22 protein-coding genes and 1 tRNA gene are annotated in these 20,750 nt (G+C 66.9%); 3 read left to right on the plus strand and 20 right to left on the minus strand.

Features of this window, described 5'->3' with window-relative positions:
• Nucleotides 1-6 precede the first annotated feature (6 nt).
• The 3 genes from IEY28_RS02350 to IEY28_RS02360 all read left to right on the plus strand — a co-directional run bounded on the left by IEY28_RS02350 (nt 7) and on the right by IEY28_RS02360 (nt 1,405).
• Nucleotides 7-774: a glycosyltransferase gene (locus IEY28_RS02350; RefSeq protein WP_188994184.1), complete on the plus strand. Its 768-nt coding sequence runs from the start codon at nt 7-9 to the stop codon at nt 772-774.
• Nucleotides 771-1,262 (plus strand): GtrA family protein, encoded by a 492-nt coding sequence (locus IEY28_RS02355; protein WP_188994186.1) that lies wholly within the window; start codon nt 771-773, stop codon nt 1,260-1,262. The genes IEY28_RS02350 and IEY28_RS02355 overlap by 4 nt, the downstream gene beginning before the upstream one ends.
• 68 nt (nt 1,263-1,330) lie before the next feature.
• Nucleotides 1,331-1,405: transfer RNA gene (locus IEY28_RS02360), tRNA-Met, on the plus strand.
• 235 nt (nt 1,406-1,640) lie between these two features.
• Here IEY28_RS02360 and hpt read toward each other — a convergent pair.
• From hpt to IEY28_RS02460, 20 genes are all read right to left on the minus strand, one after another.
• Entirely contained in the window at nt 1,641-2,210 is a 570-nt protein-coding gene (gene hpt / locus IEY28_RS02365; protein ID WP_188994189.1) for a hypoxanthine/guanine phosphoribosyltransferase, read from the minus strand.
• Nucleotides 2,211-2,254: 44 nt separating this feature from the next.
• The gene (locus IEY28_RS02370) at nt 2,255-4,138 is read right to left on the minus strand and encodes a hypothetical protein (protein WP_188994191.1); all 1,884 of its coding nucleotides are present in this window, start codon (nt 4,136-4,138) and stop codon (nt 2,255-2,257) included.
• A complete protein-coding gene (locus tag IEY28_RS02375) occupies nt 4,135-4,620 on the minus strand; it encodes a hypothetical protein (protein WP_188994193.1) in 486 nt (161 codons plus the stop codon). Before IEY28_RS02375 ends, IEY28_RS02370 begins: the two co-directional genes overlap by 4 nt.
• A gap of 92 nt (nt 4,621-4,712) precedes the next feature.
• Nucleotides 4,713-5,201: a type IV pilin domain-containing protein gene (locus IEY28_RS02380; protein ID WP_188995672.1), complete on the minus strand. Its 489-nt coding sequence runs from the start codon at nt 5,199-5,201 to the stop codon at nt 4,713-4,715.
• Nucleotides 5,202-5,469: 268 nt separating this feature from the next.
• Complete coding sequence (locus tag IEY28_RS02385) at nt 5,470-6,042, minus strand: DUF7344 domain-containing protein (protein WP_188994196.1); 573 nt, start codon at nt 6,040-6,042, stop codon at nt 5,470-5,472.
• A gap of 122 nt (nt 6,043-6,164) precedes the next feature.
• Nucleotides 6,165-6,668 carry a type IV pilin domain-containing protein gene (locus tag IEY28_RS02390; protein ID WP_188994198.1) on the minus strand — a complete coding sequence of 168 codons (504 nt, stop codon included), beginning with the start codon at nt 6,666-6,668 and terminating at the stop codon, nt 6,165-6,167.
• Nucleotides 6,669-6,810: 142 nt separating this feature from the next.
• Entirely contained in the window at nt 6,811-8,601 is a 1,791-nt protein-coding gene (locus IEY28_RS02395; protein ID WP_188994201.1) for a Na(+)/H(+) antiporter subunit D, read from the minus strand.
• A complete protein-coding gene (locus IEY28_RS02400; protein WP_188994203.1) occupies nt 8,601-10,298 on the minus strand; it encodes a cation:proton antiporter in 1,698 nt (565 codons plus the stop codon). The genes IEY28_RS02395 and IEY28_RS02400 overlap by 1 nt, the downstream gene beginning before the upstream one ends.
• On the minus strand, nt 10,295-11,830 hold the full coding sequence (locus tag IEY28_RS02405; protein WP_188994205.1) for a monovalent cation/H+ antiporter subunit D family protein: 1,536 nt from the start codon (nt 11,828-11,830) through the stop codon (nt 10,295-10,297). Before IEY28_RS02405 ends, IEY28_RS02400 begins: the two co-directional genes overlap by 4 nt.
• Nucleotides 11,823-12,191, minus strand: coding sequence for a cation:proton antiporter subunit C (locus IEY28_RS02410; RefSeq protein WP_188994207.1), 369 nt, complete (start codon nt 12,189-12,191; stop codon nt 11,823-11,825). Before IEY28_RS02410 ends, IEY28_RS02405 begins: the two co-directional genes overlap by 8 nt.
• Nucleotides 12,188-12,658: a Na(+)/H(+) antiporter subunit B gene (locus IEY28_RS02415; protein WP_188994209.1), complete on the minus strand. Its 471-nt coding sequence runs from the start codon at nt 12,656-12,658 to the stop codon at nt 12,188-12,190. The genes IEY28_RS02410 and IEY28_RS02415 overlap by 4 nt, the downstream gene beginning before the upstream one ends.
• A complete protein-coding gene (locus IEY28_RS02420; RefSeq protein WP_188994211.1) occupies nt 12,655-13,194 on the minus strand; it encodes a DUF4040 domain-containing protein in 540 nt (179 codons plus the stop codon). Before IEY28_RS02420 ends, IEY28_RS02415 begins: the two co-directional genes overlap by 4 nt.
• Nucleotides 13,191-13,511 (minus strand): monovalent cation/H(+) antiporter subunit G, encoded by a 321-nt coding sequence (mnhG, locus tag IEY28_RS02425; protein ID WP_188994213.1) that lies wholly within the window; start codon nt 13,509-13,511, stop codon nt 13,191-13,193. Before mnhG ends, IEY28_RS02420 begins: the two co-directional genes overlap by 4 nt.
• Nucleotides 13,508-13,783, minus strand: a complete 276-nt coding sequence (locus IEY28_RS02430; protein WP_166969240.1) for a cation:proton antiporter — start codon at nt 13,781-13,783, stop codon at nt 13,508-13,510. Before IEY28_RS02430 ends, mnhG begins: the two co-directional genes overlap by 4 nt.
• Entirely contained in the window at nt 13,776-14,774 is a 999-nt protein-coding gene (locus IEY28_RS02435) for a monovalent cation/H+ antiporter subunit E (RefSeq protein ID WP_229783082.1), read from the minus strand. Before IEY28_RS02435 ends, IEY28_RS02430 begins: the two co-directional genes overlap by 8 nt.
• Before the next feature lie 140 nt (nt 14,775-14,914).
• Complete coding sequence (gene coaBC, locus IEY28_RS02440) at nt 14,915-16,093, minus strand: bifunctional phosphopantothenoylcysteine decarboxylase/phosphopantothenate--cysteine ligase CoaBC (protein WP_188994217.1); 1,179 nt, start codon at nt 16,091-16,093, stop codon at nt 14,915-14,917.
• Between the two features lie 39 nt (nt 16,094-16,132).
• Nucleotides 16,133-17,635 carry a DUF7519 family protein gene (locus IEY28_RS02445; RefSeq protein ID WP_188994219.1) on the minus strand — a complete coding sequence of 501 codons (1,503 nt, stop codon included), beginning with the start codon at nt 17,633-17,635 and terminating at the stop codon, nt 16,133-16,135.
• Nucleotides 17,632-18,942 (minus strand): DUF58 domain-containing protein, encoded by a 1,311-nt coding sequence (locus tag IEY28_RS02450; protein ID WP_188994221.1) that lies wholly within the window; start codon nt 18,940-18,942, stop codon nt 17,632-17,634. Before IEY28_RS02450 ends, IEY28_RS02445 begins: the two co-directional genes overlap by 4 nt.
• The gene (locus IEY28_RS02455) at nt 18,939-19,715 is read right to left on the minus strand and encodes a DUF7269 family protein (protein WP_229783066.1); all 777 of its coding nucleotides are present in this window, start codon (nt 19,713-19,715) and stop codon (nt 18,939-18,941) included. Before IEY28_RS02455 ends, IEY28_RS02450 begins: the two co-directional genes overlap by 4 nt.
• Nucleotides 19,712-20,719 (minus strand): DUF4129 domain-containing protein, encoded by a 1,008-nt coding sequence (locus IEY28_RS02460; protein ID WP_188994223.1) that lies wholly within the window; start codon nt 20,717-20,719, stop codon nt 19,712-19,714. The genes IEY28_RS02455 and IEY28_RS02460 overlap by 4 nt, the downstream gene beginning before the upstream one ends.
• Between the last annotated feature and the right edge of the window lie 31 nt (nt 20,720-20,750).

Consider the following 20,750-nt stretch of genomic DNA (forward strand, 5'->3'; position numbering starts at 1 on the left):
AGCACGATGTCGCGTTCCGTCGGTATCGTCGTCCCGGCGTACCGCCCAGACGTCGCCCAGTTGCGGACGTACGTCACCGCTATCGACGAGTATCTCGACCCGGAGACCATCGTGGTCGAACTCGACGCCCCGAAGCGTGACGTGCCCGAGCGACTGGCCGACCTGCCGGCGCGCATCGAGACGGTGCCGTACCGCCGGGGGAAGGGCGCCGCTATCACCGCCGGGTTCGAGACGCTCTCGACGGACGTGCTCGTGTTCGCCGACGCGGACGGGTCCACGCCCGTCGACTCGCTCGCCGAAGTGGTGTCGCCGGTCGTCGACGGAGGCGCCGACCTCGCGGTCGGGTCCCGCCGGCACCCCGACGCCGCGGTCGCCAGCCACCAGACGTTCGCCCGGCGGTTCCTCGGCGACGCGTTCGCGTGGCTGGCCGGCCGACTGCTCGACGTCTCGCTGTACGATTATCAATGCGGCGCGAAGGCCATCGACGCCGACGCTTGGGGGCAGGTCCGGAGTCACATCTACGAACCCGGGTTCGCGTGGGACGTCGAACTGGTGGCCATGGCGGGGGCGCTCGACCTCCGCGTCGTCGAGGTGCCGATAGCGTGGGAGGACAGACCGGGGTCGACCGTCTCGCCGGTCAGGGACTCTGTTGCCCTCTTCCGGGCGCTGCTGGCCGCTCGTCACCGGGCGAAACAGCTCAGCGACGACCGCTTTCACACCGCTATCGCCGCACGTCGGGAGGACCCGACGGCGCTCGTCGAACGTGACCGATGAGCGGACCGAGTGACCGTCTCCGGCACTTCCTGCCCGACCGCTTCGAGTCGCTCGTCTCCGGCGTCCGCTTCGGACAGTTCCTCTCCGTCGGCGTCGTCGGTGCGATCAGCGACAACACCGTACTGGCCATCCTCGGCCTCGTCTTCGACGTGCCCGACCTCTGGGCGAAGGCGGCCGGTATCGAGACGGCGATTCTGGTGATGTTTCTCGTCAACGAACACTGGACGTTCTCGACGATGGGTGCCACCGGCCGTGGCCCGTTCCTGAAGCGACTGGTGAAGTCCCACATCGTCCGGTCAGGTGGGGTTACGATCCAGCTACTCGTCTACTGGGTCCTGACACAGTACCTCGCCATCGAACTCGTCGTCTTCGAAACGGACCTCTGGTTCATCGCTGCGAGTCCAATCGCCATCGCCATCGCGATGGTCGTCAACTACGTCTTCGAGAGTCTGTTCACGTGGCAGGTCCACCGCGACGGGGCCACGTAGCGCGTCACTAATTCACGGACGGCACTCGAATCACAACCCTTAATGAGGGGGCTCGGGTATGAACAGGTAGCGGGATGGGATAGCCAGGAGATTCCGGCGGGCTCATAACCCGCAGATCGGTAGTTCAAATCTACCTCCCGCTACTTCTCAGCGAACTACGCCCCGAAGCGTCGTCCACGTGACGAGACGTTAGTGCGTGTGTACGGCACATAGAGTTCGAACGAGACGAGCGATGGCGAGGGTGTTCTCGCAGTTCGAACTCTCTCTGCTATATTCTATCGCACACAAGTCCGTGAGCCACGAACCGTTCGCGTAGATTCGAACTATGCCACGGGCAACCGAACCGGTACCCGCGTGACGGACTGCAAAACCGCGGGACTACCCGTCGCCGTACTCGTCGACGATGACGACTTCGCCGTCCTCCACGCGGACGTTGATGAGCGTCTTCGCGCTGTAGCCGGCCTCGTCGAGTCGGTTCTCGCCGTCGGCTTTCTTGATGACACAGACGATGTCGCGGATGTCGGCGCCGATGTCTTCGAGCGCACCGGTCAGGGCCGCGAGCGTACCGCCCGTCGAGAGGACGTCGTCGAGCACCAGCACGCGGTCGCCCTCGTAGACGTCGTTGACGTACATCTCGTTCTCGGAGTAGCCCGTAACCTGAGAGAGCGCGACTTCGCCGTCGAGCCCGTACTGGCGCTTGCGGACGACGACGAGGGGGATGTCGGTCATCAGGGAGACGGCCGTCGAGAGGTGGATTCCCATCGCCGCGGGCGTGACGATCTTGTCGACGTTCTCCAGTTCCGCTTTCCGGATGATCTTGATGACGATTTCGCGGAGGAGTTCCGGGCGCAGCATCGGGACGCCGTCACTGATGGGGTGGACGAAGTAGTGATAGCCGTCCTTTTCGATGATCGGCGCGTCGAGGAGCGACTTCTTTAGCAGGTCCATGCTGGCGGTACTGCGAGGCCGTACAAAAATTCGTCGTCAACGACTTAGACGAGTCGAAGCAGTTCACCGAGGGCACGAACCATCGGGAGCGCGTGTGTATCGCCGAGCGCGTAGTACTCCACCGCGGCCAGGATGCTGAACAGCGCTGCCGAACTCGTGGCGAGTCCGAGCAGCACGGCTCCGATACGCCCACTCCATCGCTCGGTGCGACCCGTGAGTGCCCACGCCGAGAGTGCGAGTGCCGTCGACAGCGAGAGGAGGGCGTGCAACTGGAACGCCGCTCCGATACCGTTCACGCCGACGGCGACGGCGACGACGACCAACTGCCCGCCGAGCAGTATCCCGGCTGCCAGCGTCCAGCAGAACGCCCGCCAGTGGGCGTCCAGTACACGCCGGACCGTCGGCAACCGGACGAGGAGATAGACGCCCAGCGGGAACAGGGGGAACAGGTACCTGACGGTCACCTGTGCGTGAATCGGGAGTCGACTCGTGTACAAGAGCGCGACGCAAACGGCGGTGAGCGTAACGTAGACGTCGGTCACGCGAGCCGCCGACAGCGTTCGCCCGGTCAGCGACTTGGGTCGGGACCACGTCTGAAGCACGGGGACGACGGCGGCTACGCCCGCCAACAGCGGCGCGGACTCCAGCAACGAGAGGTTGACTGCTTCGCCGTCGGACTGATTGAGACTCGTCGTGAACGTCCCGGAGCGAACGAACGTCCGCGATACGTCTATGGGGTCGGTGACGAGCGCTCTGGCCCCGACCAACAACTCTCGGAACAGGACGACGAGGGGAGTGGCACCTGCCTCCAGTAGCCCGACGACGGGCGGAGAGAGTACTGCACCGCCGCGTCCGGACCCGCCACTGGTGGCGATACTCCCTACGGTTCTCGCTCCGCTTTCGCCTGCCGCCGCAATCAGTCGCGGCGGGCGAAGTGGCGACCCGGTGACGAGTGTGTTCGTCACGATAAGCGGGACGAGCGACAGCGCGAACGCCGTTGCGAGCACCACCAGCGTCCGCGGGCGATTGTCCGCCGCAGTCGGTACGTCGATGACCGCGAGGACGACGCCAAAGAGGAGGGCTTCCGGCGCGTGAACCCACGCGTAGAGGCCCACGAGAGCGTACGAGAGTGATCGAAACGCCAGTGGGCGGGACACAAGCACGCCGTCGGCGGCTGTTCGACTCCGATAGAGTGCGTACGCGACACCGAGGACGACAGTCGCGGTGACGACGTGGCGCTTCGGGATCGCCGCCCAGAACGCGAGCGGGGTCCCGAACACGAACAGGACCGCCGCCAGTGAGCCAGTTCGAACGGTGTGTAGCCGCGCGACCAGTCGATACAGCAGCACGGGTGCGAACGCAGCGACGGCCATGTGGAACAACTGGAGGGCGTGGAGGTGGGGAGCGGGGTCCATCGGCCGGGCGATGGCGACGTTCGACACGAACAGACAGAGGACCGCCACGGCGCCGCCAGCCGTGACCTCGCGGCGCTCTGTGAGACGGCCCACCTGCACGATGAGTGCCAACAGCACCAGCGACCAGAGCGCCACGAGCGCGATGCGGAGGTCGGCGACGGCGTCGAGTGCTTCGAGACCCCAGAGGAACGGCAGCGAGAGCACGAGTACCCCGTAGTTGCGTGCGATCACGGACCCGCCGTACTCCTCGGCCCCCGGCGTGTTCAGCCCCGGTCCGTACACAGCCTCGGTCAGGAAGACGTTCCCGTTCGAGAGACTGTACAGCCCGTTCGCGAGCGTGTAGGTGTCGGTGATGAAGACGGTGGTCCGCCAGAACAGGGCGAACAGACAGAGGCTCGCGAGGAAGAGACACAGGCCGATTCGGTCCCCGAACAGGACCGACCGGAGCGTCACCCACGCCGACGACCGCACGTCGGCGTGGAAGCGCCGGTTCTGTACCGTGTCTGCGCTCATCCGACCACCTCGACGGTGACGGCCCGTTCGGCTACGACCCGACGGCTACGGGAGTCCTCGACGACGACGCCGACCGTACCGTGGTACGTCTCGTTCGTGAGTTCGTTCTCGTCGAAACTGTCGGACTGTATCGTCGCCTCGTAGCGCTCCCCGACCGACTCGCTGAGGAAGTGGACGGTCGACCGGGTGTAGCCGAGTTCGTCGATGGCCAACCGGTACACCATCGTCGGTGACCCCGAAAGCGTCGAGAAGCGAACCGTCGCTGGCGGGACGGTGAGATAGTACCCGTCCTGTCCGAACGAGGCGCGCTCTATGGTCACCCGGTCGGGAAACTGCACCTCCGCGACTGTCACGTTCCCCGTTCCGTACGCGACGTCTCGTTCCTGTGTCAGCGAGACGCCGGGGACCAGCGGTCCCGAGACGAGCGCAGTAACGACGACGACGCTCGCCACCCCCAACACGACGGCGCGCGCGTAATCCATCGTTACGTAGCTCTGAAGAAGTGTAGATAAAAGCATCGCGGCGTGGCCGTCGCTACCGGGCTGAAAAAATACGAGAAAGGGAAGCGAGTTAGTTACGCCTGCGGGCCGCTGTCTTCCGCGAGCGTTGCGGACTGGTCTCCTTCTGGTGGTTCATAGACCACACGAACCTCGTAATCGTTGTTCAGGGCCGACGTGATACTGCTACCTGCCGAGACTTCGGTCGTCCCTTCTGCATCATTCCAATTTTGCGTTTCGTTACCATCTTGTAAATAGACTCTGGGGCCCCCAGTATTGGCGCTTATCCATCCGCTTCCTCTGAGGTATAGACTGTTGCCTTGGATGGTATCTCCACCGTCATGTGTGACGGTTAGGACACCGCCAGTACCACTGTAGGTGTTTGCATCACCGTCGTAGTCGAAGGCGAAACTCGCCTGTGGTGTCGTCTGCTGTGCCTGGTCGCCGAGTCCGAGGACGAACGACGCGATGACCGCCGCGAGGATGACCGTGATAGCCACCATCAGGATGACCCCGATGACGGGCGAGACAGCGTCGTCGTCGTTGATCAGTTGTTTCAGATCCATGTGTATGTATCCGCGCACACCGCAGTGTGTCGTTTCCCGAGCGATAATCCGTTCTTAACCCCACCACGTGAGGGAGTATCGCTCGTGAAGGTGTGCTGTCTCATCCCCATGGGGTGGGTGTACTTATACCCACACCACGTTTTAGACCTTCAAGGACGGCCTGAAACCCCTCAAGACCCACCTGTAAACCACAAAACCGGGCTCGACAGCGGCGTAGATAAAACCGTCCGAGCGACCGCCGATTATTGCTCGTGAATACTGGCCGTCGTCACATGTCCTCGTCGTCGACGAACTCGGTCAGCGTCATCTCGCGACCCAGCACGGTGTGATACAGCGCGGAGCCAGTCAGGACGACGGCCATCACCGTCGCCCACACGAGCGGCGGCAACAGCGTGAAGGGGTAGACGCCGACCCACAGGATCACGACGACGGCGAGACTGATCGCACCGAACGAGAGGTAGTACTCTCGCCACGGGAACTCGCTGCCGGGGACGATTTCGAGATACACCGTCAGTTCGTTCGTCTGTGGCGTCGTCGCGATGATGCCGCTGTCCGCGTCGTACTCGACGATGCCCGTCTCGTCCATGCGCGGCAGATGGGTCTGCTGGAGCGTCGTGTAGACGCGCTTGCGCTGTGCGCTGGAGACGTCGACCGACTCGCACTCGTACTCCCGCGATGCGACGTGCGAGGCGAGGTCGCCCAGCGTTACGGGCCCGCCGTTCTCCCGGAGGTACTGCAGGACGTACCGTCGGCGCTCGTTCTGGAGCACGTCGAAAATCTCGCCCTTCGAGAGCGCGTCCGTCGAGTCGTCGGCCGGGCGGGCCTGTGCCTGCTGGCTCATGAACGGGTCACGCCCCTCCGCCCGGCCTGAATCATGTGTCGTAGTGATGCGAGTCGATAGTAATAATCGGTGCGGTCCGCTAGCCGTGCGCGCTCCGTCCCGAAAGAAAGACGGCTACGTGTTTAAGCGTCCGGACCGCTCCATTTAGCGAGCGTCGCGGAGTTGCTGCCCTCGGCGCTGGTGAATACGACTCGGAATTTCGCGCCAGCGAATTCTTCGGAGCCGTCACCACTACCTGTCTCTTCTGCAGCGGTAACCGTTGACCCAGCAGTCACGTCGGAGTTAGTATTGCCGCCGTTAGTGAATTGATCCCACGTAGCGCTAGTTCCAGTGCTCGACCCGTCTGGAGTGAAACTCGTACCGGCTGTCGAAACTTTGAGATTGCCTGCCGTAATTGTATCTCCACCATCGTGCGTGATCGTCAATTCGCCAGTATTCGTCCCATCATCTGCTGTGTAGTCGAAGCTGAAACTCGCCTGCGGCGCGGTGTTGCTGACCTGGTCACCCAGACCGAGCACGAACGTTGCAATGACCGCTGCGAGGATGACTGTGATGGCGACCATCAGGATGACGCCGATGACCGGCGAGACGGCGCCGTCGTCGTCGAAGAATCGTTTGATGTCCATGGTTAATCTTGTGTCCGACACGTTCGAGACGAACAGGGAACGACGAGGCGCTGCTCGTCCCGAAGTGTCCTTAGCCGGTAAACAGCGCGTATGCATATAAATGGACGGCACCAATTATCCACTGTGAAAATACCCGTAGCTATCAGGGCAACAGCAGCAACGCAACTGTGACGAAGACCGCAAGTACGAGGATACTGAATCCGATACCGGCCCGAAGCGGGTAGGCTGGGTCGTCCTCGTCGACACCGACGACCCGGCCGTAGAGCGCGTTCGGGTCGGTGACTGCGGCGGTGAGTACGCGAGTCGCGCCGACGACGGCCCGGTCGACCGCGGCGTACAGTTCCGTGACGCCGACGACCAACGCACGCGTGCCGTAGAACACCGCGGGATTGTACAGCGAGTCGACGTCGGGTACACGGCCGAGTTTCGAGAGGGGTTTCTTCGTCACCGCGAAGCCGAGCAGTCCGAGGACGGCGAGGGCAACCCCTTCGACGACGTGGGGGATAGTGTAGGTCTCGTAGACGTGCGAGACCACGTCGCCGTCGGTCACGTCGAAGGGCAGGAGGCTGAACAGCGCGTGGTCGAAGACGCCGTAGAAGACACACAGCGCCGCGACGGTCAGCATGGCGACGCTCTGCAGGCGGTTGGCGTCGGGGACGCTGCCCTCGTACTCGCCGTGGAAGAAGGCGTAGTAGCCGAACTTGATGAACGACATGAACGTGCCGACGCCGCCGAGCAGGAGCAGCCACTCGAGCGTGTAGAACTCGCCGATGGGCAGCGGCCCCTTCGAGAAGTGGTAGTGGCTCGCCGAGATGACGATGCCCTTGCTGACGAAGCCGTTGAAGTACGGGAACCCGGCGATAGAGAGCGCTGCGACGGAGAAGGCTCCCGCGGTGATCGGCATCTCCCGCCAGAGGCCGCCGAGTTTCTTCAGGCTCTGCTCGCCGGTGCGGTAGATGACGACGCCGGCGGTCATGAACAGCAGGCCCTTATAGAGGATGTGGTTGAACACGTGGGCGAACGCGCCCGCCTGTCCGAGCGCACCGCCGATGCCGACGCCGGCGATCATGTACCCGACCTGTGACTGGATGTGATAGGACAGCAGGCGGCGCATGTCGTTCTGGAACAGCGCGAACATCGCGCCGAAGACGGCCATGCCGCCGCCCATGTACGCGATGGCGACGTTCCCCTCTGGGAAGGCACGATACATCCCGTAGACGCCGGTCTTGGTCGTGAACACGCAGAGGAAGACGCTCGCGGCGACGTGGGGCCGCGGGTAGGTGTCGGGGAGCCACGCGTGCAGGCCGATGAAGCCGACGTTGACGCCGATGCCGATTGCCGCGAGCGCCGCGGGAAGGCCCGCCGTGATGCCGGCCGTCTCGGGGCCGTTCGGGACCGACGCGAACAGGAACGTCCCCTTCGCCACGTACGTCTGGAGAATCGCGGCCATCAGGAGCGTCCCGCCGATGCCGTGGAGCAGCGCGTAGCGAAAGCCCGCTCTGACGGCCTTCCCGCCGTAGTGCCACACCAGCAGCGTGCTGGTGACGGCCATCAGTTCCCAGAAGAACAGCATCGAGAGCCAGTCACCGGCGAAGACGGCCCCGAAGCTGGTCGCGACGTACGAGAGGGCGAAGCCGGTCTGCGTGGTGTCGGCGTCGCTGGCGTAGGAGTACAGCACCGCGACGGCGGCGATGAGGCCGAAGATGAGCCCCATCAGCCGCGAGAAGTCGTCAACGTTGAACAGGACTGCTTCGAACCCGAGGAACGTCGTCTGGAAGTGCGCGCCGGTCGGCACGAACCAGACCCAGCCCACCGCGAGCGTGGGCACGAGCGCTCCGAGGGCGTGCCCGCTCCGGCGCGGCAACAGCGCGACGAGTATCGCCACGGGGAGCAGGACGGCGACCGGCGGGACGAGCGTCAGGAACTCGGCCATCAGAGCACCACCCCCGGCAGATTCCCGACGACAGTCTCGACGATTCGCAGGAACACGACGCCCCGTGGGACGACCCCGAGCAACAGCGAGAGCGTCGCCGCCGTCAGAATGGGGCCGAGCATGAACCACGTGCTCTCGGCGCCGCGCCAGTTGCGTTGGTCCCAGCCACTGGCCGGCGGCCCGCCGTGGTGTTCGACGTTCTCACGGTGTTTCCCGAGGTGGTCGACGTGTTGGGGTTCTGGGACCTCGTCGTCTCCGGCCGCCGCTTCCTCGGTCGCCGGGTCGACGGTCTCGGCGTCACCGCCGTCCGCTCGAACCGAGCGACCGCCGAGGACGGCTTCGACGAGCGGTTTCTCGTCGTGGCTCTCGGGCGACTCGAAGTAGGCCTGATAGACGATAGGCCAGAAGTACGCGATGTTGAGCACGCCCGAGACGAGCAGCGCGGCGGCGAAGACGAGGTCCCCGCCCTCCAGTGCGCCGATGACGAGGTACCACTTGCTGACGAACCCGGCGACCAGTGGAATGCCGGCCATGCCGGCGGCCGCGACGCCGAAGGCGGCCATCGTCAGCGGCATCCGTCTGCCGATGCCGGCCATGTCACTGATGTCGTCGGTGTGGGTCTCGACGTGGATCGCGCCCGCACAGAAGAACAGCGTGAGCTTCATGAACGCGTGGGCGGGGATGTGGAGCAACCCGCCGACGAGCGCTTGCCCTTCGAGCAGAGCGAGTCCCAGCACGATGTACGAGAGCTGGCTAATCGTCGAGTACGCCAGCCGCCGCTTGAGGTTGTCCTGTCGGAGCGCGATGACGCTCGCGGTCAGGAGCGTGAACGCCGCGAGTGCGGCGAGCGGCAGGCCGACGCCGAGTTGCTCCATCGTCCCCGTTCCGTACACGTCGAGGACCACGCGAGCGATGCCGAACACGCCGCTCTTGACGACGGCGACGGCGTGGAGCAGGCCCGAGACGGGCGTCGGCGCGACCATCGCGTCCGGGAGCCACGAGTGGACGGGCATCAGCGCCGCCTTCACGCCGAACCCGGCGGCCAGCAGCGCGAACGCCGCACGGGCCAGCGTCGGGTCGGCCGTCGCAAGCGCCTCGATGCCGCCGGGCGTGAACGCCGTCGTCCCCGTCAGGAAGAACACGAGCACCGTGCCACCGAGGACGGCGACGCCGCCGCCGAAGGTGTACGCGAGGTACTTCCGGCCGGCCGCGCGGGCCTCGTCGGTCTCGTCGTGGGTGACCAGCGGGTACGTCGACACCGTCAGCAGTTCGTAGAAGACGAACAGCGTCAGGAGGTTCGCCGAGAAGGCGACGCCCACCGCGGACGCCAGACTCGCGGCGAACGAGGCGAAGTACCGGGTCTGGGCGTGTTCGTCGAGCCCGCGCATGTAGCCGATGGAGTAGAAACTGGTGACGATCCACAGCAGACTCGCCAGCGCGGCAAAGAGGATGCCCAGCGGGTCCGCGCGCAGGGCCAGTTGGATGCCGGTGGCGAACTGACCGAAGGAGAAGACGTACACCGTCCCCGAGAGCACGCCCGGAACCATGCTCGCAACGATGGCGAACTTCGCCGCGGCGACGGTGAGCGTGACGCCTTCGCGGACGTTCGGTCGCCCCTTCAGCGAGAGGATGATCGGGATGGCAACGGCCGACACGAGTACTGCGAGCAGCGGTCGGATGGATGCGACGTCTGTCATTGGTTCAGAAGTGGGGGGAGCGTCTGTTCGAGCAACTGTTCGAGCGCGGGGACGGCGGCGGTGAGCGCCACCGCGAGGACGGCCGCGAGGACGACGACGGCGATCATCCCCGTCGAGACGCTCGCGCCGCCGTCTGGCCGATAGCCAGACGAGGATCGGGAACCGTCGGTCCCCTCACCGCCGTCGGCGACGGCGGCGTCCTCGCGGATGGTCGGTTCGGCGAAGTAGAGCCGTTCGACCAGTCGGGCGAAGTACGCCAGCGTCAGCAGCGTACTCGCAAGCAGGACGGCGACGACGGGCCAGAGGCCGGCTTCCACGGCACCGACGACGATGTACCACTTCCCGAGGAACCCGACGGCCGGCGGGACGCCGACCATCGCCAGTGCGAGGACGGCGAAGGCACCGGCGGCGACGGGCGTCCGTGCGGCCATGCCGGCGTACCCGCCGATCGTGGTCGCACCCGTTTCACGCTCTATAATACCGCTGGCGGCGAACAGGCCACCCTTCATGACGGCGTGGCCCAGCAGGTGGACCGTCGCGCCGACGACGGCGATGGGCGTCGCGATGGTGAACCCGGCGATTACGAGGCCGAACTGCGAGACAGAGGAGTACGCGAGCATCCGCTGGACGTTGGTCTGTGAGACGGCGAGCGCGCTTCCGGCGACGATACTCACCGAGGCAAGCGCCAGCAGTGCCCAGCGGGCACCGGGCACCGCTTCGAGGAAGTCGACGGTGAACACCGAGAACAGCAGGCGAGCGAGCGCGTACGCCGACACCGTCGAGACGAGCGCGGAGATGAACGCGCTGACGCTGTCGGGCGCGTTCGCGTAGGCGTCCGGTTGCCACGTGTGTAGGGGAAACAGCGCCACCTTCACCGTGAGGCCGCCGACCATCAGGCCGAACGCCGTCAGGACGAGCGTCGAGTCGTAGCCGCCGGTCGCCGTCGCCAGTTTGTCCGCGAGGTCGGCCATGTTCAGCGTCCCGGTGGCCGCCAGCGCGTAGCCGACGCCCAGCAGGTACAGCGACGCGCCCACCGTTCCGATGATGAGATACTTCAGCGCGGCGACGGCCGAACTCGCCTCGCGGCCGCTGGCGACGAGGCCATAGGCCGCCAGCCCGGTGATTTCGAGGAAGACGTAGAGGTTGAACACGTCGCCGGTGACGGTCATCCCCGTGAGGCCAGTGACCAACAGGAGGAACTGGCTGTAGAAGGCGTTCGAGTGCGGGCCGGCGTGGCGTGCGTAGGCGAGGACGCCCAGCGCGACGGCACTTATCAGGACGACGACTGACGCAGAGAGGCCGTCGACGACCAACTCGATGCCGTACGGTGCGGCGAACCCGCCGACGGCGTAGGAGACGCTCCCCTCGGTCCAGACGGTCCAGCCGAGCAGTCCGGCCAGCGCCGCGTGGACGAGGACCGTCACCGTCGCGACGAGCCATCCGGCGCGGTCGGTAAACAGGCTAGCTACCAGCGGGACGGTCCCGCCGACGATGGGCAACACGACCAGTAGGACGGGGAGATGCTCAATCATAGTAGAGTTGCTCCAGTGTCTCTTCGTCCAGCGTCCCGTACTCCGAGTAGATGCGAACGATGAGCGCGAGCGCTACCGCCGTCAGACTCACGCCGACGACGATGGCCGTCAGGATGAGGACGTGCGGCAGCGGACTGACGTAGGGGCCGCCGCCGTCGGTGATGACCGGCGGGTTCCCGCCGGTGCGGTAGGCCAGCGTGATGAAGAACAGGAAGATGCCCGTCTGGAAGACGTTCATCCCGATGACCTTCTTCACGAGGTTCGCCGACTCCACCAGCATGTACAGACCGATGCCTAACAGCAGGACGACGGCGTAGTAGTTGTAGTGCGTCGTCAGCAGGTCCAGTTGTAACGGCGTCATGCTTCACCCTCCTCGTCGACGACGTGTCCGAACCCGGCCGCGAGCAGGAAGAACAGGCCGATGGCGACGCTGGCGACGATGCCGCCGATGCCCAGTTCGACCAGTTCGATACCGTACTTGCTCGCGTGCGAGAGGAACACCTCGTACTCGGTGTACTGGAGGAACTGCCCGCCCAGTACGATGGTGCCGAGGCCGATACTGGCGAAGGTGAGGACGCCCCCGGCCGCGAGTGCGACGACGACGCGCACGTCCAGCCACTGTCGCGTGGATTCGATACCGTAGGCGAACGCGAGCATCATCACGACGGACCCGGCGATGACGCCGCCCTGAAACCCGCCGCCCGGGGAGTCCGCGCCGTGGAACATGATGAACAGCGCGAACGTGAGGACGAACGGCGCGACGACGCGTACCGTCGTCATGATGATGGTGCTCTCGACGTAGAGGCCGGGTTGGTCGTCGACGCTCATGCGAACACCTCCCGGCGCAGCACCGACAGCGCGGCGACGCCGGCCGCGAACACGACGACGGCCTCGCCGAGCGTGTCGAACCCGCGGTAGGCCGCCAGCACGGCGGTGACGGCGTTTTTCACGTCGGTCTGTTTGTAGGCGTTGTCGAGATAGTACTGGGTGACCTCGCCGCCGACGACGGGCGCCGTCGGGTCGCCGATGGCCGGCAGCGCGGGCACTGTTGCCCCCATCACGAGGACGAACCCACCGACGAGTACCAGCGTCCGGGGGTTTATGGATTCGAGCAGACGGTCTGCGTTCGGCGTGACGGTGTTTGCAAGTGCCACGAGCAACAGGATGGTCATGATGCCGGCCCCGACTGCGGCCTCGGTCAGGCCCACGTCGGGCGCCTGTAGGATGAGCCAGAGGATGGAGACCCCGAGGCTGTAGGCGGCAAAGGACATCACCGACGCCAGCGTATCACGGAGCAGGGCAGCCCCGAGCGCACACCCCAGGACGAACAGGAGCAGTGCGCCTTCGAGGAGGGTCAGGGTCATGTCTCTCCCTCCTCGTCGTCGAGCGTCCACGGTTCGATACCCTGGTCCTGGGCCGCCCGGGCGATCGCGTGGGCGGCCGTCGGGTTCGTGAGGAACATGAATACGAGGAGGAAGACGGCCTTCGCCGTCGAGATGCCCGACTGGAGGGCCAGCGCGGCGGCGCCGACGGTGAGGACGGCACCCAGCGTGTCGCTTTTCGACGCCGCGTGTGCGCGAGTGTAGACGTCCGGCAACCGGAAGATGCCCATCGCTGCGACCCCGCCGAAGAACGCGCCGAGGAGCGCGAGGGCGACGATGCCCCACTCGACCGGCGTCATAGCACACCCCCGTGCTCGACGTTGAACTTCGAGAACGCTATCGAGAGCAGGAAGTTCAGCAGGGCGTACACCAGGGCCACGTCTAAGAACACCGACTGGTCGAACGCCGCCGCGACCAGTGCGATGGCGATGACGGTGTTGGTCCCCATGACGTTGACCGCGATGACTCGGTCGTGGATGGTCGGGCCGACGAAGACGCGGTACAGCGCCACGAGGGCGAAGACGACGAACGCGGCCGCGATGGCCAGCAGGGCCGTCGAAAGCTCAACCATCCTGTCCCTCCCCGCCGTCCCCGCGTTCGCGGGGCGACGCGATGGCGGCGGCTTCGCGGCCGTAGAAGACGAACCTGACCGCCCGCTCTAAGCTGCCTCCGAACAGGTCCTCGCGGGACCCGGCGGTCAGCGAGTGGATGTCGAACGCGCGGTCGGAGACGCTCACCGTCAGTGTCCCCGGCGTGAGCGTGATGCTGTTTGCCAGCGTCGTCACCGGGGCGTCACCCCATACCGCCGCCCGCAGTTCGACGATCTCCGGGTCGATGGGCAGGCTCGGGTGGAGCACGACGTAGGCGATCTGGAGGTTCGCGACGGCGATCTCCTTGAGCAGGTACGGGACGAACAGCAGCATCCGAGCGAGTTGCTTCCCGACGCGGACGACGGACGGCTGTTGGCTAAAGGCGACGGGTGCCAACAGCACCGCCGCGAGCGTCGCGGTGAGGAAGCCGGTGAGGAAATCGAGCGGCTTCCACGCGCTCAGCAACATATAGAACAGGTACGACGCGCCGAAGACGGTGACGTACTTCGGGAGCGAGGCGGCCCGCGTGAGGACCGTCGTCTCGGTCCGTCGCTCGACGGGTGCCTCCGCTACGTCGACGTCGCCACGTGTCAGTTCGAGTTGCAGCGGTCGCAACATCGGCGTCGCGCCACCGGGGCTGTACTCCGGGTCGAGGACGATCCGGTCGACTCCAACGTCGGCGGCGTATTCGAGGATCGCGTCCGCGTAGTCGCCGGGACTGAAGAGATAGCGGTCGGCACCCAGCACCGCCGTCTCGACGCTGATACCCGCCGGCGGGTCCTCGCCGAGGTCCTCTTCGACCCACAGCTCGACTCGCTCGAGCAGTTCGGAGGCTTCGGCGAGTTCTTCGGGGGCGTCCGGGTCGACCGATCGGGTGCTGGCGATATCGACGAAGTGGAGTTCGACCGGGCCGTCGGTGACCGCCGTCTTGGCTTCGTCGACGACGTAGGCGACGGTATTACGAAGCGTCACGGAGTCGTCGACCGGCACCAGTAGACGGTGGGCGTCAGATGCAGTCACGGTAATTTGTGAGAATCCTACCTCTTGGTGATTGACGCGCGCTACAGTCGTTACCGAAAGCGAGCAACGGGATACGCAAAACTATTTCGCAATCATTCGGTTGTCGATGGGCGTTCACCCAGTTCGTCGGCGAGTTCTCGAGCCACCCGCACGCCGAGGCCCTGCTTGTCGCCGACGTACTCGCTCGTCTCGTCGGCCCGGACGAGGAGTGTGCGGGTGTCCGTCTCGCCCATCACGCTCGCGTCGTTGGCGACGACGAAAGCGAGGCCGACCCTATCGAGCAGTTCGCGGGCCCGGCCGACCAGCGTCTCGTCGTCACCGGCCGACTCCACCTTGAAGCCGACGATAGGGAGGTCGGGGTTGTCCTCGCGGACGGTGTCGATGAGTTTCGGCGTCCGTTCGAGCGTCAGCGTCAGGTCGTCCTGTCCGCTCTGTATCTTCTCGTCTGCGGCCTCGACCGTGTAATCGGAGATGGCCGCGGCGGAGACGAGTGCGTCGGCCGTCGGAGCCACGTTCGAGACGGCGGCCGTCATCTCTGTGGCCGACTCCACTCGCTCGACGGTGGCGTAGGGCACGTCCGGCCCGTCCTGTACGAGCGTCACGTCCGCGCCGTAGACGTAACAGGCCCGCGCGACCGCCCGTCCGGTGCGCCCCGACGCGCGGTTCGACAGCGTCCGCACCGGATCGACCGACTCGGTGGTCGCCCCGGCGGTGACGACGACGTGCCGGCCGTCGAGCGGCCGGTCCCCGGTGGCACGGGCAACGCCGGTGACGATAGCCTCCTCCGTCGCTATCTTCGCTTTGCCCTCCTCGATGCGCGGGTCGACGAACTCCACGCCCCACGATTCGACGCGCTCGATGGCGTCTAAGACACCAGGGTGGTCGTACATCGGTTCGTGCATCGCCGGTGCGACGACCACCGGGAGGCCCGCTCCCAGCGCCGTCGTCGCACACGTCGTCACCGGCGTGTCGTCGATTGCCGCCGCGACTTTCCCGACGGTGTTAGCCGTCGCGGGCGCGAGGAGGAGCACGTCTCCCCACCCGTCGACGCCACACAGGTCGACGTGTTCGACCCGGCCGGTCAGTTCCGTCACCACGTCGTTCTCGGTGGCGAACTCGACGGCCCACGGGTGGACGATGCCCGTCGCGGCGCCGGTCATCACCGCCCGAACCGACGCCCCCTGTCGGCGCAACTCGTGGGCCAGTTCCACCGTCTTGACCGCGGCGATGGAGCCCGAAACCCCGAGTACGACGTTGACTCCCTGCAACATGACTCACCCTTCGCCGTCACGGCCTAAAAGGTACGGTCCTCACTCCGCCGTCGGGCGACCCTCACGGGCCATGCTGGCGGCGGCGAACGCGAGGACCGCGACGACGACCAGTCCGAGCGCGACGGCCGACCTGAGTGCAGCGGTCGGGTCGGCGGCGGGCGCGAGCATCGGCACGAGCAGGTAGCGTGCGGCGAGCGCCACGGCGACCCCACCGGTCAGTACGAGTGCGCTTCCGGTGACGTGGACGAACTGGCTGTCCGTCGAGTCGGCGGCCCGCCCGAGGTGGCCACCGATGCTTTTCGCGTGTGCGCCGACGTCCCAGACGAGTATCGCCCCGGCGACACCGAGGACGACCAGCGGCGTGGCAAGCCCCAGTTCGGCGGCGGCGAGCGTCGTCACGAACAGGAGCGCGCTGCCAGTCGCGAATCCGGCCGTCGACGCCGGCACCAGTCCGTAGGCCGACAGCAACGACGGCGTCTGGAGGACGATGCCGACGAGCAACAGCAGTGAGACGGTCCCGCCGAGGACGATGCCCGCCGGGCCGACCAGTGACGCCACACCCGTGGTGTCCGCCGACAGGAACGTGACACCGAACACCGACGCGACGGTGGTACCGACAAGCGCCACGGCGACGGTCAGCAAGCCGCCGGCCTGCAACGCTAGCGTCCGAGCGGGGTCGTCGCCGAGCCAGTCGACCACCCATACCTGTAGGGCGTCGGCGAGGAGGACACAGCACAGCGCCACGCCGACCAGTCCCACGAGGACGTGCAGCGGCCAACTGAGCGCCAGTTCCAGCAGCGGCCCCACGACGGGGACGCTGTCGAGGAACAGGGCAAACAGCGACCGGCCCACGGGACTCAACGCGACGAGGACTTCGAGAGCGAGGACGGCTACGACCGCTCTCGGGAGTCGTCTGGGCGAGACGGCCACGTCGTCTAGCGTATCGAGCGGTCCGTCGGTGCCCGTGTCGGGCAGCCACCCGGAGAGCACCGGGACGACGCGTGTCAGCAGGCCGAGGACGCCGAGGACCGCTAGCTGGAGCGTGACGAACGCGCCCAGCGGGGTGGCGACCGAGACCGCGAGCAGTGTCCCGAAGAACGCTACCAGGACTCCGAACTCGGCGTTCAGGTTCAACAGGACGGCGAGGACGATACCGATCAGGAGCGCGTTCCCGCTCTCGCGCAATGCCGTCCCGAGCGGCTCGTTTTCGACCAGTCCGGTCGTGGCGTCGATAGCGACGACGGCGACGGCGACGGCCAGACCGACGTACACGGGTAGCGCGTAACTCCCGCGGCCGAGGAACAGCGTTGCACCGAGACAGAGCGACCCCGCGAGGAGCGCGACGCTCCCGGCCGCGATTCGCGCGTTCGTCTCTTGGTCCAGCGCCCATGCGCCGCCGGCGAGTGCCAGCCCCCCGAGGACGCTCGTCGCGACCGGCACCGGGGTACCGATGCCGAGGCCGATAGCGAGTGCGACGACCACCGCGAGCGTCCCCGTCAGCGCCGCCGTGGATTCGACCGGGCGAGTGTCGAGACCGTTCATGCCGACCACCGCTCCGTGGCCCGCACGAGCGTCTTCGCGAGCGGATCGGTCAGCGTCCAGTCGGCCACGCGGACCGTCCCGCGGAGGTCGTCGATGCGCTCGCTCCGGTCGAACCCGGCGAGGGCGCCACCGGGCGTCTCCGACGCCGTCACGTCGGGACTGACGACGGTCACGTCGTGGCCGTACGCCGCGAGGCGCTTGGCCGCGCCGGCCGCTCGGTCGTCAAGCAACGGGCTACAGAAGACGACCTGTGCCTCGTCGGGGAAGCGACGGTCGAGCATCCCCACGGGGTCGCCACCGTCCGCGACCGGGTCGGCGCTCGCCACGTCGGCGAACGACTGGAAGCGGTGGCGCCCGCTCGCCTCCTCGAGGAACTCGGACGCTACCGCATCGTCACCGCTCTCTGCCGCGAGGAACTCACACAGGCGCCGGTACTGGCTCCTGTCACCGGACGGGCGGAGATACGCGCAGTCGTCGAAGGTGGCGGCGCCGACGCGGTCGTTCTCGGCCAGCAGCGTCCGCGCCAGTTGCTCGGCGGCGTACGTACAGAACTGGACCGCGTTGGGGTCCCGTGGCCGCGGCGCGACCGGGTGTCGCGTGTCGAGTAGCAGGACGACGGTCGCCGCCGCAGTCTCCTGATACTCGACCGTGGCCAGTTCGCTCGTCCGGGCAAAGCGGTTCCAGTCGATGCGTCGCATCGGGTCCGCCGACTGGTACTCTCGGATGCCGTAGAACGAGACGCCGTCGCCGCCCGCTTGTGTCCGGGTTCGTCCCGTCCGCTGGAGCATCTGTGCCGAGAGCGGGATCGACTCCACGTCGGCGCTGCAGTCGATGGTCGTCTCGACGGTCACGGACTCGCGGCACTCCTCGGTCCCTGCGAGGTCGTGGCAGACGACGGTCGTCTCGCCGAAGGGGTGCTCGCCGCGTCGCGCCCTGACGGTGTAGCTAAAGGAGTCGCTGTCGTCGGCGTCGAGCGTCGTCCCGAACCGGGGCGCCCCCTCGACGACCCGGAGGCGTTCGGGAACGCCGTCGACGATACGCACGTCGGGGAGGTACGACCGGCCGTGGTTGTGGACCGTCACGGTCACCGTCACCTCGTCGCCCGGGAGCGGCGTGGCCGGTTCGAGCGTCCGCTCGACCGTCAGTTCGGGTTCCGGCCGCCGGGTCGCGCTCTCGTAGGCGGCGTACACCAGCCCTACCGTCGACGCGACGAAGATGGCCGCGTTCCCCGTGACGAGTCCGACGGCGCCGGTCACCAGCGCCACCGAGAGGCCGACCGCTCGGCGCGCGCGCCGTCGCTCGGTCACGCGGGCTCACCTCCCCGCAGGCGCCGGATCTCGTTCAGCGTCGCCTCGACCTTGCGGTCGAACCCCTCCCCGCTGGCCCAGTCGCGCAACTGCAGGCCGAGCGGCGGGTCGGGAACCTCGTCGCCGCCGACGAACGACGCGGCGCGGGGGTCCTCGGTCCACGTCCCCTGCTCGGTGGCGGCCCGTGCGTCGATCGGGTTCGCGTCGGTTCGACGGACCAACGTTCGCTCGACCGTCTCGCGGAGTTGTCGTCGCACGTCGGCGGCGTAACTCGCTTCGAGGCCGTTGTAGGGGTCGACACGGCCGTCGATCCGGTCCAGCGCCTCGTCGATGTCGGTGCCGACGACGGGCTGTGTGGGTCCCTGCATGGACTCGGGGTCGGCCGTCGGGAGTTCGACCGGGTCTCCCCGGTCGCGCTCCTCGGCGTGGTCACGGCTGACGACGCCGGAGAGGCCAACCAGCGCGACGACGATGGCGGCCGCTGGGATAGCGGCACGGAGCGTCGCAGTCGTCCCAACGCTGACCAGCGATTCGGCCAGACCTGGCATCGTCGCGACGGCGACGGCGGCGACTAGCGATACGAGCCCGACGGCGGTGAACACGCGCCACCAGCGACCCGGGTCGTCGCGCTCGACCGTGCCGTCGACTCTCGCGTGTGCCGACCGCGTCGCCGTGATGGCCTCGTCCGGGTCCGCTGTGGTGGCCCTGACCGAGGCCGGCGCGTCGTCGGTGGTCTGTTCCGTCGGTGTGTCGGTGGTCACGGTTTCGCTCACGAGTCGTCACCTCCGCCGAAGATGTCTTCGAGGGCGTCGCGAGCGGCTTCGGTTCGTCCGGCCGACGGCGACTCGCCGCCGTACGTGATGGCCCGGAACAACTCGGTCAGTCGCCAGACCGGCCCTTCCGGCAGGCCGACGTCGGTCGCCCTGCGTGCGTACTCGCCGGGAGTCGTCGCAGTCGGGTTGTCGACGGGGACGGCGTCGGTCAACCGCTCCCAGGCCTCGCGTATCGAGGGCGGACCGGGGTCGTCGTCCGCGTCGGTGCCCGCTGGGACCGACGAGGCGGTCCGGGCGTCCTCCGTCGTCGGGTCGTCCGGTTCCATGAACTCGGGTCGTTCGATCCCACCCCGGAGCGACGCGAACAGGCCACCGCCGGTCAGACCAGCGAGCGACCGCATCGGCACACCGGCGATAGCGACGAGCGCGGTCGGGAGAGCGGTGAGCGACCGTCCGGCCATCCGGGCGAATGGGACGAGACCGGCCGCGAGGCCGCTCCCGACGCCGCTGACGACCGTTCCGACGCCCGCTGTGACTCGAGCGAGGCCAGCCCCGCCTGTGAGCAGGACGGCTGTCGTGACCTGCGGAATCCGCTGGATGACGCCCGCAAAGGGCAGCGAGACGCGGCCGATCCACGGGAGCGTGATGTCGACGCCGCCGTAGCCGTCGCTGGCCCGGACGAGTACCACGCCGACGTAGCCGACGGCAGTGAGACCGAGCAAGGCGACCAACGTCGGGAGGAACGATAGGTCCGGCAGGCCGCCGGAGCCACCGCCTCGGTCAGGTGGTGCGGGCGTCGGCGTTGGCGTCTGCGTTGCCGTCGGTGTTGGCGTCGGCGTTGCCGTCGGCGTGTCGGGCGCCGGGGTCGGTGCCGGTTCTGTCCCGTCGACGGGGGCCTGTTGCTGAAGTTCCACGTCCAGCGCGGCGGGGAACAGCGCCGTCGCGTAGATGACGGCACCGGCACAGAGGAGGGCCAGAGCGGCGCGGATGAGGCTGGAAGGCACTACCCTTGATTTCTTGCCAACCAGTCTAAAG

The sequence above is a fragment of the Haloarcula pellucida genome (genome assembly GCF_014647235.1).
Classification (GTDB): domain Archaea; phylum Halobacteriota; class Halobacteria; order Halobacteriales; family Haloarculaceae; genus Haloarcula; species Haloarcula pellucida.

Excerpts from the sequence above, each read along its gene's own strand:
- hpt (WP_188994189.1), bottom strand. The coding sequence starts at position 2,210 with ATGGACCTGCTAAAGAAGTCGCTCCTCGACGCGCCGATCATCGAAAAG.
- IEY28_RS02385 (WP_188994196.1), bottom strand. The coding sequence starts at position 6,042 with ATGAGCCAGCAGGCACAGGCCCGCCCGGCCGACGACTCGACGGACGCG.
- IEY28_RS02420 (WP_188994211.1), bottom strand. The coding sequence starts at position 13,194 with ATGACCCTGACCCTCCTCGAAGGCGCACTGCTCCTGTTCGTCCTGGGG.
- IEY28_RS02395 (WP_188994201.1), bottom strand. The coding sequence starts at position 8,601 with ATGGCCGAGTTCCTGACGCTCGTCCCGCCGGTCGCCGTCCTGCTCCCC.
- IEY28_RS02400 (WP_188994203.1), bottom strand. The coding sequence starts at position 10,298 with ATGACAGACGTCGCATCCATCCGACCGCTGCTCGCAGTACTCGTGTCG.
- IEY28_RS02415 (WP_188994209.1), bottom strand. The coding sequence starts at position 12,658 with ATGAGCGTCGACGACCAACCCGGCCTCTACGTCGAGAGCACCATCATC.
- coaBC (WP_188994217.1), bottom strand. The coding sequence starts at position 16,093 with ATGTTGCAGGGAGTCAACGTCGTACTCGGGGTTTCGGGCTCCATCGCC.
- IEY28_RS02355 (WP_188994186.1), top strand. The coding sequence starts at position 771 with ATGAGCGGACCGAGTGACCGTCTCCGGCACTTCCTGCCCGACCGCTTC.
- IEY28_RS02350 (WP_188994184.1), top strand. The coding sequence starts at position 7 with ATGTCGCGTTCCGTCGGTATCGTCGTCCCGGCGTACCGCCCAGACGTC.
- IEY28_RS02375 (WP_188994193.1), bottom strand. The coding sequence starts at position 4,620 with ATGGATTACGCGCGCGCCGTCGTGTTGGGGGTGGCGAGCGTCGTCGTC.
- IEY28_RS02430 (WP_166969240.1), bottom strand. The coding sequence starts at position 13,783 with ATGGTTGAGCTTTCGACGGCCCTGCTGGCCATCGCGGCCGCGTTCGTC.
- mnhG (WP_188994213.1), bottom strand. The coding sequence starts at position 13,511 with ATGACGCCGGTCGAGTGGGGCATCGTCGCCCTCGCGCTCCTCGGCGCG.
- IEY28_RS02405 (WP_188994205.1), bottom strand. The coding sequence starts at position 11,830 with ATGATTGAGCATCTCCCCGTCCTACTGGTCGTGTTGCCCATCGTCGGC.
- IEY28_RS02445 (WP_188994219.1), bottom strand. The coding sequence starts at position 17,635 with ATGAACGGTCTCGACACTCGCCCGGTCGAATCCACGGCGGCGCTGACG.
- IEY28_RS02390 (WP_188994198.1), bottom strand. The coding sequence starts at position 6,668 with ATGGACATCAAACGATTCTTCGACGACGACGGCGCCGTCTCGCCGGTC.
- IEY28_RS02380 (WP_188995672.1), bottom strand. The coding sequence starts at position 5,201 with ATGGATCTGAAACAACTGATCAACGACGACGACGCTGTCTCGCCCGTC.
- IEY28_RS02370 (WP_188994191.1), bottom strand. The coding sequence starts at position 4,138 with ATGAGCGCAGACACGGTACAGAACCGGCGCTTCCACGCCGACGTGCGG.
- IEY28_RS02410 (WP_188994207.1), bottom strand. The coding sequence starts at position 12,191 with ATGACGCCGTTACAACTGGACCTGCTGACGACGCACTACAACTACTAC.